14 protein-coding genes and 1 tRNA gene are annotated in these 12157 nt (G+C 39.9%); 4 read left to right on the top strand and 11 right to left on the bottom strand.

The window, feature by feature from the left end; genetic code table 11:
• Positions 1-664: 664 nt before the first annotated feature.
• The 6 genes from ung to LS67_RS09170 all read right to left on the bottom strand — a co-directional run bounded on the left by ung (position 665) and on the right by LS67_RS09170 (position 5820).
• A complete protein-coding gene (gene ung / locus LS67_RS09195) occupies positions 665-1381 on the bottom strand; it encodes a uracil-DNA glycosylase (RefSeq protein WP_034328102.1) in 717 nt (238 codons plus the stop codon).
• Complete coding sequence (gene gatC / locus LS67_RS09190; RefSeq protein WP_034328104.1) at positions 1378-1656, bottom strand: Asp-tRNA(Asn)/Glu-tRNA(Gln) amidotransferase subunit GatC; 279 nt, start codon at positions 1654-1656, stop codon at positions 1378-1380. Before gatC ends, ung begins: the two co-directional genes overlap by 4 nt.
• Before the next feature lie 114 nt (positions 1657-1770).
• Entirely contained in the window at positions 1771-2679 is a 909-nt protein-coding gene (locus LS67_RS09185; RefSeq protein ID WP_231944805.1) for a shikimate dehydrogenase, read from the bottom strand.
• On the bottom strand, positions 2607-3434 hold the full coding sequence (locus LS67_RS09180; protein ID WP_034328106.1) for an SH3 domain-containing protein: 828 nt from the start codon (positions 3432-3434) through the stop codon (positions 2607-2609). The genes LS67_RS09185 and LS67_RS09180 overlap by 73 nt, the downstream gene beginning before the upstream one ends.
• Before the next feature lie 27 nt (positions 3435-3461).
• The gene (gene purM / locus LS67_RS09175; RefSeq protein ID WP_231944804.1) at positions 3462-4472 is read right to left on the bottom strand and encodes a phosphoribosylformylglycinamidine cyclo-ligase; all 1011 of its coding nucleotides are present in this window, start codon (positions 4470-4472) and stop codon (positions 3462-3464) included.
• A gap of 142 nt (positions 4473-4614) precedes the next feature.
• Positions 4615-5820 carry an NAD(P)/FAD-dependent oxidoreductase gene (locus LS67_RS09170; protein ID WP_034328108.1) on the bottom strand — a complete coding sequence of 402 codons (1206 nt, stop codon included), beginning with the start codon at positions 5818-5820 and terminating at the stop codon, positions 4615-4617.
• Between the two features lie 308 nt (positions 5821-6128).
• On the opposite strand from LS67_RS09170, the gene LS67_RS09165 reads away from it, so the two are divergent.
• Positions 6129-6371 (top strand): hypothetical protein, encoded by a 243-nt coding sequence (locus LS67_RS09165; protein WP_231944803.1) that lies wholly within the window; start codon positions 6129-6131, stop codon positions 6369-6371.
• Between the two features lie 53 nt (positions 6372-6424).
• On the opposite strand, the gene LS67_RS10050 is transcribed toward LS67_RS09165, so the two are convergent.
• The 5 genes from LS67_RS10050 to LS67_RS09150 form a co-directional block, all read right to left on the bottom strand.
• Positions 6425-6865 (bottom strand): hypothetical protein, encoded by a 441-nt coding sequence (locus LS67_RS10050; protein ID WP_231944802.1) that lies wholly within the window; start codon positions 6863-6865, stop codon positions 6425-6427.
• A gap of 11 nt (positions 6866-6876) precedes the next feature.
• A complete protein-coding gene (locus LS67_RS10045) occupies positions 6877-7050 on the bottom strand; it encodes a hypothetical protein (RefSeq protein ID WP_231944801.1) in 174 nt (57 codons plus the stop codon).
• A gap of 65 nt (positions 7051-7115) precedes the next feature.
• Positions 7116-7334, bottom strand: coding sequence for a glycosyltransferase family 2 protein (locus LS67_RS10040; RefSeq protein ID WP_052099910.1), 219 nt, complete (start codon positions 7332-7334; stop codon positions 7116-7118).
• A gap of 20 nt (positions 7335-7354) precedes the next feature.
• A tRNA-Met gene (locus tag LS67_RS09155) sits at positions 7355-7431 on the bottom strand.
• Between the two features lie 211 nt (positions 7432-7642).
• Positions 7643-8209 (bottom strand): hypothetical protein, encoded by a 567-nt coding sequence (locus LS67_RS09150; RefSeq protein ID WP_138109714.1) that lies wholly within the window; start codon positions 8207-8209, stop codon positions 7643-7645.
• Positions 8210-8354: 145 nt separating this feature from the next.
• On the opposite strand from LS67_RS09150, the gene LS67_RS09145 reads away from it, so the two are divergent.
• From LS67_RS09145 to LS67_RS09135, 3 genes are all read left to right on the top strand, one after another.
• Complete coding sequence (locus tag LS67_RS09145) at positions 8355-9554, top strand: aspartate aminotransferase family protein (RefSeq protein ID WP_034328109.1); 1200 nt, start codon at positions 8355-8357, stop codon at positions 9552-9554.
• A gap of 27 nt (positions 9555-9581) precedes the next feature.
• Positions 9582-10667 (top strand): SAM-dependent methyltransferase, encoded by a 1086-nt coding sequence (locus LS67_RS09140; protein WP_236096386.1) that lies wholly within the window; start codon positions 9582-9584, stop codon positions 10665-10667.
• Between the two features lie 95 nt (positions 10668-10762).
• Positions 10763-12157: cache domain-containing protein (locus LS67_RS09135; RefSeq protein WP_138109712.1), on the top strand; the 1395-nt coding region annotated here is incomplete at its 3' end.

The following is a 12157-nucleotide window of genomic DNA, read 5'->3' as shown; positions in this document are numbered from 1 at the left end:
TTTCATATCAACTTTGCTTCAAATTCAATACAAAATCATAGACTAACAATTTCACTTAAATTGAATACAACTTTGCCACAAACTTAAGAGCATTTCAAGCTTCATACTTCGATACAAAATTAAAAAAACTTCATATCAAAATTTTTCTTAAATCTTATGCCACTTTGGCACATACTTAAAAGCATATTCCCAAGACTTAAAAGCATTATAAATTTTATACTTCAAGGCAAAAAGTTTTTTTAAGCTTTATAAAATATTCTAGCTGAAATATAATAACACAGATTCTATTACAAATAAAATTACTATAAAGAGAATCTTATATTACCTTTTCCCTTATATTAGAATCTAATATGTGTGGAAATTAATTTCCAAAGTTTTAAAAGAGCCCTAAGCAAAGGTAATGAATAGAGAAATGATAGACAAAGACTAGAGACAAGATAAAATGTTTTTAAGGGATAAAAAAGAAAAGTGTGTGAGAGTGTGTTTAATGATTTTTTAAGGTTAATGCGTGTAGATTCCCAAAATATTTTTACTCCCATTCCTTTAAAAAAGCTTTAGAATCTGATTTTACATAAAGTGCAAATTCTAACGATAATAAAAACTTTAGAATCTGTCTTATTTGTGGCAAAAGCACGATTTATTGGTGGCATAATTTTAGAGATTTTTAGTTTCTATCCAAAGCCTCCCACGCAATAGGCTCTTTTGCGTGTGCCAAGAGATACTCATTTGCCTCTACAAATACATTGCTCCCCACAAAACCCTGCGCAAGAGGGCTTGGGTGCGGTGCAGTGATGATTTTGTGCTTCGTGTTGTCAATGAATACTGCCTTTTTCTTTGCATAATTTCCCCACAACATAAATACCAAATGTTCCTTATGTGCGGATAATGCTTTAATCACGCCATCGGTAAAAATCTCCCAGCCAAAATACTTATGTGAAGCGGGTGCATTTGCCCTAACCGATAAAATGCTATTAAGGAGTAAAACACCTTGTTTCGCCCAGCCGCTCAAATCCCCGTGTGTGGGTGGTGTAATATGAAGACTAAGGGCTAATTCCTTGTAAATATTTTGTAATGAGGGCGGGATTCTCACACCACAAGGCACACTAAAGCTTAAGCCCATAGCTTGAGGCATGAGGATTCCATTTATCATCTCACTGCCGTGATATGGGTCTTGCCCGAGTATGACGACTTTAAGCGCATCTAAGGGTGTTAAAGCAAAGGCAGCAAAGAGTTGTGAGGGTTTAGGATACACGACCTCACCCTTTTGTAGAGCCTCCATATAATGCGCCTTTATCTGCGCGAAATATGGACTTAGAAACTCATCTTTAAGGAGTTCTTTCCAATCATTTGGTATTTTTATCTTATCAAGCGAAATTATCATTCGATGATTTTAGGCACAATAAAAAAGTTATCTTGCGCCTTTGGTGCGTGAGATAAGACATCTTTAGCGATTTGTGAATCCTTTGGAATATCTTCTCTTAAGGGCGTTTTTAACTCTTCACTAAAGCAATCCTGTGGAACTTCTATTGCACTTAGATTCTCTACAAAGCCCACAATTTCTGTGAGCTGCTCCTGCGTCTGTGTGCGTTTCTTATCATCAATGCGAATCATAGAAAGTCGCTCAAGCTTACTTAAAAGAGCATCATCAATTTGCATATTCTCTCCTTAAAAATGGTAATTATAGCATAATCTTATCCGTGGATTAGAATCTAAAGTTTCTATTTTGCAGCATTGTGCGCTTTGTGGCGCTAAAAATCAATAATTATTCAGCTAAAGCAGTGCTTCTCTCATAATTTGTGCAATTTGTGTGGATTCTAAACCTGCTATGTACGTCCCACTTACCCTCGCATCATTTGCACTACTCATATTTTGGCAAAAGAGTTTAAAAGCGATAGCGGCTTGATAAATCAGCATATCCTTGCCGTCATCACAAATAAGGTGAGAATCTGCCGCCAAGGCGAGAAAAGGCGTTTGTTTGCCATAGATGAGGTCAAAGGCGTAAGAGGCATTTGCAAAAAGAGATTCTAAAAGTGGCTTCGGGCAAGGCAAATGCGTATCGCCAAGCCCGGCACTCGTGGTGTTAATGATTATATCATAAGAATCTTTGGGTTTAAATTCATCGCTCACATAGCAAACAAAGCCCTTATCAGCAAAAAATGTGAGTTTTTGCGCAGAGCGATTGATAATGCTTGTATGAATATTATGCGCCTTAAGGGCTATTGCCACTGCCTTTGCCGCACCTCCCGCACCAATAACTAGCGCATTTTTAATATGATAATCCTTGATACATTCATAAAATCCCTGCGCATCTGTGTTGTAGCCAATCACCCTTTCATTCTCGCGCACCCAAGTATTACACGCGCCAATCTCCTGTGCAATACCGCGCACCTCATCGCAAAGAGTATAGGCGTTTTCTTTAAAGGGAATTGTGATGTTTGCACCACTTAAACCAAATGTATCAAAATTTTTGCGTAATGCCTCGCCATTTTCAAGCAAGATTCTCCCATAACACGCACTTAGTCCATATTTTGTAAAAACGTGATTATGTAAAAGCGGGGATTTGGAATGGGCTATGGGATTGCCATACACAGCAAAGAATCTAAGCATTACTGCGCTTTTGTGATAAATCGTAGCGCGGTATAAGCATATCGCCCATTCGCAAGTGAGATTTTCGCCCATTCGCCTTGTATATCAATCACATACACACGCTCATTGTGGTTCAGCTTACCAACCACATCCGAGCGTCTATCAGGCTCCGCACGCACATTGAGTGAATCCACCAAGACTACATAAAGTTCTTTATGTGCCGCATTCTCATTGCTTGTGTGTGTAGTCTGCGTATTTGCACTTCCTTTGTCTATAAGACGCGAGGCGATATATCCCTCCGCACCATTTTGCCGCCTTATCTTGCTCCACTCACCTTGATTTGACAAAAGTTCTAGCATTTCTCCCTTTGCCACACCCGCGATGACGACAGATTCAGAAGATGGCGCATTACGAATATTTGCACGATGTTTGGCGTAATAAACCTCCTGCACAGGCTCAAGTTGTGGTTGTTGCTCAACCTCTGGTGCAGGTATTGGCTGTATCGTCTCAACTTGCGGCATTTGTGGTATATCCACCTCGGCAACTTGTGTCGTATCAGTACCTAAAGGCGTTTCTGCCGCATCTATGTGCGTATTTGTCTCATTTGTTTCTATGGCGGCGATAGTATTTGTATCTATTGGCTTAGAAGCTCCCTCATTCACATCGCCCATATTTCCATTCTGTGCGGTGTGTGCATCTGTGTGCCATTGAAGTTTCTGTAAATTATCTTGACTTAGAACAAGATTATCTTTATCCATAAAAATCACTATGAAAGCATATACGACAAGCCCACTCAAAACAATTAGGAATGGAAATAAATAAACTTTAAAAAAATCCCTTATACTCACTTGTAGCCCCTATTTGTTGTATGAAATCTACATAAAAGCAATGCTATTTTGGGTACCCACTTCACCGATGATATACCCATCAAACGGCCTTGAAGCACGGAGCATCTCATCAGCCTTGTTGCTATCTACAGCAAGAATCATACCAACTCCCATATTGAAAGTACGATACATCTCATTTTTTTCTACATATTTGCCAAGGAGCGTAAAAATTGGCAAACTCTGTAGTGATGCTTCATCAATCTTAGCACCAAGCCCAGTGGGGAGTATGCGAGGGAGATTTTCGACTATGCCGCCCCCTGTGATATGAGCCAAGCCGTGCAAATATGGACGCAAACTCGATGAGCAAATCTCCCTAAAAAGAGGCACATAAATGCGTGTAGGCGCGAGTAATGTTTCAATAAGACTCTGTCCTTCAAAAGATTCTGTAAAAGACATTTTCAAATGCTCAAAAAGCACCTTTCTTACTAGCGAATAGCCATTGCTGTGAATCCCGCTACTCTTTAGGGCAATCAGCACATCTCCAACTTTCACACGCTGCGTTTGTATATCCTCCCTCTCGGCAATGCCCACCGCAAATCCAGCCAAATCAAAATCATCTTTTGCATACATTCCGGGCATTTCCGCACTCTCTCCACCAATGAGGGCGCACTCGGCGATTTTACAACCCTGCGCAATAGATTCTATTACTTTAAGAGCAATACTCTTATCAAGTTTCCCGGTCGCGTAATAGTCGAGAAAAAATATAGGGGCGGCAAAGTTACAAATCAAATCATTCACGCACATTGCTACCAAGTCAATGCCAATCGTGTCAAACTTTTGTGAATCTATGGCGAGTCTTAGCTTTGTGCCAACACCATCGGTCGCACCTAAAATCACGGGATTCTTATAATGAGGGGGCATCGCATACGCCCCAGCAAACGAGCCAATCCCACCAATCACATTGCTATCAAAAGTCGATTTTACAATCCCTTTCAATCCCTCTACAAGCGCATTTCCTTCATCAATATCCACACCAGAATCTTTATAACTTATCATCACAGCTTCCTTAAATACATCATTATGCAACAAAGGCTTTGATTATATCATAAGCTGCGTATTTTCGTTACTTGCTATGCCAAATATTATGAATCTTTTAGTTTTTTAAGCATAAATTATTTATCGCATTGATACTTAGCATTTTCTAATTGCTCGTGCGATAGCGGAATTGCCCCTTCTTAAATACAAGTTTTGCACCACCAATACCAAAAAGCCACTTATTTTCAATGAAGTTTTTCAAAAATGCCGCAATCTCACCGCTAATATTCTTTTTATAAACAACACCCACGCCATCAGTATGCCCGATAGAGCAAACCGTCCCACGATGCTTAAATGAAAATACTTTTTTTTGTGTCTTGCCATTAAGAATCTTAACAAGACTCTTGCCCACATAATCCCCCATTTGCGCTGCTAACTGCGCAGTTGGCGCGTGTATCACATCGCGTGAAGCCGCCAAGGCACAATCCCCAACCACATAAATATTTTGATACTGCGGACATCGCAAATATTCATCAACTCTAATGCGTCCTTTTTTATTCTCTAAACAGGAGTTTTCCACGCTATCATTGCCCTTCACACCAGCACTCCACAAAATCGTATTACCCTTAATATGCTTTGTCTCGCCATTATGCTTAATCATTACGCCATTTTTTAGGCACTCCTGCACTTCGCCACCACAAATAACCTCTACACCAAAAGCCTCAAGTTTCTTTTTTGCCAATGCACTACCCTTTTTGCTAAACATCGGTAAGATTCTATCGCTTCTACCAATACAGGTAATTTTAGGCACATCACGTGGGATCCCACTAATGAGGCACAGCTCATCAAGCCTCGAGCCGAGTTCTGCAGAAAACTCAATCCCTGTAAAGCCCGTGCCACAAACGATAATGCTTAAATCATCGGCGTTTTTTGTGTGGCAATACTCCTTAAATTTATATTCAATCTCTTTATCAAGTTTAAGTGCAGCATTGAGCGAAGAGAGCTTGTGCGCATATTTATCCACGCCCTTAATGCCAAAATCATCGGGTTTAAACCCAAGCGCGATAACAAGATAATCATACTCATACGCCCCACCATTACCTATTACGCGATTTTTTTCTGGCTCAAAGGACAAAATCTTATCTTTGATAAAATGCACTTTTTTGAGATTCAAAACCTTACGAAAATACACGCGTGATTTGCGCGCACTAAGTGTGCCAATAGCAACTTTGTGCAAAAGTGTGGTCTGGTAATGATAGTCGTGCTTGCTAATAAGTGTGATATTTGCCTCAACATCAAGCTTCTCCTGAAGCGTCATAGCCGTGCGTAAGCCTCCATATCCACCACCAACAATCAAAATCTTGGGATTCATTCCTATCCTCTTTTGTAAAGATTTAGAAGTGGAATTATATCGTTTTTTGCATAAAACTCATAGGGCATAGATAAAAAAGTAAAAAAATAATTTATTTTTTACTCTTTTACTCAATACCTTGCCTATCTTGCTACACTTATCACAATAGCATCTGTGCCATATAGTTTCTTGCATAGATTTTATTTTGCAAACACTTCTTATTGTTAGAGTATATAATTTTGATGATGTTATCAAATCCACTTAAAATAAATCTCAAATAGATGTGAAAATAGAGCATTTCATATATATTTCACACTTTTGGTGTAGCAATGATACGCGTAGTAGATAGGGGTTTATATGGAATCTTAATGCTTATGCACAAAATACGAGCTAGGGGTTTCAAGTTCTCTTTTTTTGATATGATTGCCATTGGCTTTGGTATCTCAATGCTACTTTTTTATCTCTCTGGCTTGATTATTACTTCATTTTGCAAAGGCAAACGCAAGTCTGCCTTTGGTGTTTTGGGAGCAGGGTTTATTATCACCACACTTGCAGTGTATTTAAGCATTTAGTGTAAGAGCTTTCCCAAACACGGCAAAACTTGTCTTTGCCCCAAACCAATGCGCTAAGTTTGTTTTGTTTGCACTTCTTCAATCACATAACGCGGACACCTTTTAGATTCGGCATAAATCTTGCCAATATACTCCCCGATAATGCCAAGGCTTAAAAGCTGAATCCCGCTAAAGAAACAAAGCAATATCGCCGTAGAAGCCCAGCCCACAATCGCTTGATTTGCCCAAAATTTCGCATACAGCACATAGCCTAGAAAAAGAAAAGCAAGACAGAAAAAAGTAATTCCCATAGTGCTAACTAGCCGCAAGGGTGCAACAGAAAAACTTGTAATGCTATTAAGCGCAAAGGAGCACATTTTTTTCAATGTATATTTACTTTCGCCACCGCTGCGAGGTTTCACATCAAAATATACTTTATCAATTTTTAACCCCATATCCATAATCACACCGCGTAAAAATAAATTGCTTTCTTTGTATTGGGTTAATAACTGCAATGCCCGAGTGCTCAACAACCGATAATCAGCGTGATTTTAATAACCTTTGTCCCCATAAGATTCATAAAATCATAGAACAAAGAGGCACTATATTTTTTAAATAAAGAATCTGTGTTGCGATTGTTGCGAATACCTAGCACAATGTCGTTACCTGCCTTATATTTTGCAATAAACTCATCAAACATATTTTTAATGTCCAAAATTGCGTGAAAGTTTAAGAGAGATAAGAGATAAAGAAGATTCTTTGCTTTTAGCGCAAGTGGGGGGGGGGTGAAAATTGATTTATTTGTTGCCAAGTGCCATCGCTACTGCCATCATCGATACACACTATCGCACTTTGGGGCGCAATCAAAGTAGATTCTATCATTGTATGAAGTTTATGTAAAAGTCGATTTAAAGTCTGCGTAATCACATCTTCTTCATTAAAACAAGGGACGACAACATAGAGTTTAGGAGGAGTGTATAACATTATAGAAAGCCTTTTAGATATGGTGTCAAAGGGGAGACTTGAACTCCCGACCTCCGGCTTATGAGACCAGCGCTCTAACCAGCTGAGCTACCCTGACTTATTGAAGCTAAAACTCGTGAATCTAGCGAAGCAAATAAAGCCCGCAATTTTATGCAAAAAGCACTAAAAAGTCAAGTTTGCCTCGTTTTAGCCTACAAATCTTACAAATTTGCTTGCAAAATCCATTTTGCTTTTTTAGTGTATAAAATCCGTGCTTTTGCAGATTTTATACACAATAATCATTTTAGAATCTTAGCCTATGCGCCACTTTAGCCCTCAAACTGCGTCTGCATAAGCTTGCCATACGCGTTTTTATAGCGCTGAATAAAATCCTCTATCATCGAATGCTCCACGCCAAAAGCCTTGTGCGCGTTGAGTTTTTGCACATCAAGTTGTGTATCATCTGCAGAATCTTTACCCTGATAAAACGCAGTGAAGCGGTATAAACTCTGCGCCATAAGGATTTTTTCACTCTCACTCAAATCCTGCGTAGCCCACAAAAATGCTTGATACTCTTGGTCGCTCATTAGCTCAATGACTTTTAGCCCATAAGTAATGCGAGTTTTATCACCCTCTAAATGCGTAATACGTGTAGAAGATTCTAATCTATCCACTGCCCCAGCAGAATGCACACCGCTAATCTCATCCGCTGAATCTATATCCTCTCTGCCACCTATATCTTGTTTGCCTTGTGCCCGATTCTCCGCATTTTGTGTGCTTTTTTGTGAATCTGCACTCTGCTGTTTATTGTTTTGTATCACATTTTGCGCGTTTTCGCCGCCCTTAGCGTAATTTGTCGGATTTGATATTTGAGGCATACTTGATTCTATACGCAAATCACACTCCTTATTTATCCCAATAAAATTGTATTTTTGCGTCTGCTCTAGCAAAAAATGCTCCAAAATTGCTACATTTTACTTTTTGGGATACAATGCGCGACTTAAATACTAGCTGCCTTTGCATCTTTATGGAGGTTAAAAAATGGATTTAGCAAAGATTCAAAAACTTGATGAAGAGTTTATTTTACACACTTATGCGCGTTTGCCTGTGGCATTTGTGCGCGGCGAGAATGCAAAATTATTTGACACACAAGGCAAGGACTATATCGATTTTGGTGCAGGGATTGCCGTGTGTAGCGTGGGACACGCAAATAAACAATTAGCTTCTGCCATAGCCACCCAAGCACAGAATCTCCTGCATACTTCAAACCTCTACTACATACAAAATCAAGCAGCATTAGCGCAAAGCCTTATCACGCTTTATCTTGACAAAATGCCCGAAAAAAAGCAAATGCGCGCGTTTTTTTGCAACTCTGGCGCGGAAGCAAATGAGTGCGCCATAAAAATTGCACGAAAATATGGAAAAAGCAAAAATGCTTACAAGATTATCACGCTCGATTCAAGCTTTCACGGACGCACTATCGCTTCACTCAAAGCCACTGCGCAGGAGAAAATGCACGCAGATTTTGGACCATATCCTGATGGATTCATATATGCAAAAGACCTTGATGATGTGTATAATCATCTCGATAGCCACACTTGCGCGGTTTTGCTCGAACTCGTGCAAGGCGAGGGGGGCATTTGCCCTATGGATAGGGAGAAAATCATCGCACTAGGCACACATTTAAGGGCAAAAGGGATTTTATTAATGGTTGATGAAGTGCAAACCGGAATCTACCGCTGTGGGGAGATTTTCGCCTCTAAGGTATATGGTATCACGCCCGATGTGATAAGCACCGCAAAAGGTTTAGCCGGTGGCGTGCCTATTGGTGCAGTCATGACCTCGCTTGTCGATATTTTTGAACCAAGCGACCACGGAAGCACCTTTGGGGGCAATCCTCTAAGCTGTGCAGCAGGGCTTGAAGTGCTTAAGATTCTAAGCCAATTACACACAAATGGGGTATTAGCACAAACAATAGAATCTTTTCATAAAGCGCTTGATGAAATTGTAGCAAATTTTCCTCATATTTTCACGCACAAAGTCGGGCTAGGACTAATGTGCGGACTATGCACCAAGGATAGCGCGATGCAGGGGCGCATTATCAGCACAGCTTTAGAATCTGGTGTCATCGTGCTTAAATCCGGTAAAGGTGTGGTGCGCTTCCTCCCCGCACTCACAATCACAAAAGACGAGATAGACGAGGGCTTTAGACGATTTACAAACGCACTAAAAAACTTGTAGGTTGAATTTCTATCACTAGGCAGACTTGTGAATCCCACCATTCCCTTTAGCGCATATATGTCTGCTAGTCTCTATGATAAGCAGAATGGCTACTATGTGAATCCTCATCGAGTAGGCACAAAGGGAGATTTTTACACCTCTGTGAGCGTGAGTAAATTTTTTGGCGGGAGCATTGCCTCTTATATTCTCTCTTTGCTTGAAAATGGCGATTTATCCCTGCCTTTGCACATTGCAGAGGTTGGCGCAGACAAGGGGCATTTGCTTGGCGATATTGCGCTTTTCCTTGACGCACTTGGCGATAATATCCTACAACACTGCGCCTTTACCACCATAGAACCATTGCCTCCACTCGCACAGATTCAAAAAGATTATTTTTCATCACTTCCCTGCTCTGCCCCGCTACACTTTGCCACCTTTGCAGATTTCAAATCCTATCCTGCGCCAGATGAGCCAACAAGCCTCTTTGTCATAGCCAACGAACTTTTTGATAGCTTTCCTTGCGAGGTAATTAATAATGGCAAGATACTTCACATCGTGCAAGATTCTAATATGTGGCGTGGCATTTGGCAAGACATAGAGCAAAGTAACCAAAGCAATTTGTTGCACGATATTTTGCGACACTATATAGACAGCGCGGACATTGCAAACTTCACCCAAATGAGTGGCATTATACCCCTATGGCAAGATTTCATCACTTCCCTCACTCACTGCGCTAGAGCCTACAAACATAGCTATTTTTTGAGCTTTGACTATGGAGATTTTGCACCTGCTACGCTCAAGACAAATCCTAGATTCTATAAATCACATCAAGTAGAGAATCTAGAATCTTTCCTCGCGCAAGAGGGCAACTTTCACACGCTTTATCAACAAGCAGATATTACCTATGATGTGGATTTTATACTCCTTGATAGACTTTTGCGTCAAGCCGGATTCATATCTGTATTTTGCACTTCACAGGCTCGAGCACTTATTGAGCAAATGCGGATTCTAGAGCTTTTAGAATCTTTTAGCACACAAAAGGGATTTAGCGCGTATTTTAGGGAGATTCACAAGATCAAAACCCTACTTCACACAATGGGTGAGCGGTTTAAAAGTGTATGCTACAAAATGTAACTTTACGCTAGAAAAAAACGCGTCCCAGAATTATGTAAAGTATTTTAGAGATATAATCCTAGGTTAATCTTAATTCACAAATGAAGGGGCGGATTATGGGTAAATCTTTGGTAACTAAGCTCATAGGCGTTGTTGTTGGCATTTTTATAATTCTCATTGCAACACTTAGCTTTTTTAACTACAAAAATACATCAAATGATGTGAGCAATATATATAAGGGACTACAACAATTGGCACTTAGCTCCTCATATACGACCATTAATATCACTATGAATATTGAGGCAAAGCAGCATTTGGATATGTTGGCAGAATACATCGGGCAGCTTGATGAAAATGATATTATTGCGCAACGCGAAATGCTTTTTCACATAGCCGAACTTGTGCAATATCCCTCTGTATATATCACCTATGAAGAAACAGGCAAAACCTTGACAGAGGATTTTGTACCACATAGAAAAACACCTCTTTCTAGGCAATGGGACGATAAGCCAGACTTAAGGGGACGTAATTGGTATGTTGCTACCAAAAATGCGAATGGACTGCTTGTAACGCCAAGCTATGTTTCACAAGTAGGTGCAAACAAGGGCAAAATTTTATCTACGGCAGCAATACCATTTTATAAGAATGGCAAGTTTGCTGGCGTTATTGCGGTAGATATTTTTGTCGATGGATTTCAAGAGAGATTCAAAAACTTCAAGCGCCCTGAGTTGCCGAGTATGGAAGTATTTATTGCCGATAATACGGGCTATATATTTTCTAGAGAACACCCAATCGAAAATACGAACGGCAAGCCTACACCTTTAGAAGATGCTCTGTTGCAAGCATTAAAGAGTAATTCAACGGGCGAAATTGAATTTGACAACTTCGGCACGAAACGCATAGCCTACTACAAGCAATTTCCTTTTGGTTGGACTATCGTTGTCGCAGCGAACAAAAGCGACTATCAGGAAGCAACAAATAAAAACTTTATCTTTACCATTGTCTTGTCTTTAGTCCTGCTTGTCATTGGCGTAGTTGTGCTTTTTGTTATCATTAAGATTCTAATCGCACCTGTTAAGACAATCAAAGATGGCTTACTTACATTTTTTGCCTTTCTCAATTATGAAACAAACACCGCGCCAGTGCTTAAGGTTTCATCACAAGATGAACTAGGCGAAATGGCACAAGCTATTAATAACAATGTCAAAAAGACGCAAGAGGGCTTAGAGCAAGACCAAAAGCTTGTAGAGCAGTCTTTGCAGGTTATTGAAAGGGCAAAACAAGGATATGTTGACACGCTTATTGAACTTAAAGGACATAATCCCGAATTGAATAAATTACGAGATTCTATGAATGACCTTTTAGAACTTCTCCAAAATGCGGTAGGAAAGAATCTCCCAGAGATTGTTCGTGTATTCGATAGCTATACTAAACTAGACTTCACCACAGAAGTAAAAGATGCAAGTGGTAGAGTAGAAGTTGTAACAAATACTCTAGGCGAAGAGATTAGA

This window comes from Helicobacter sp. MIT 03-1616, from assembly GCF_000765685.2.
In the GTDB taxonomy this organism is placed as follows: domain Bacteria; phylum Campylobacterota; class Campylobacteria; order Campylobacterales; family Helicobacteraceae; genus Helicobacter_C; species Helicobacter_C typhlonius.
This window is presented reverse-complemented; position numbering and strand designations above follow the sequence as displayed.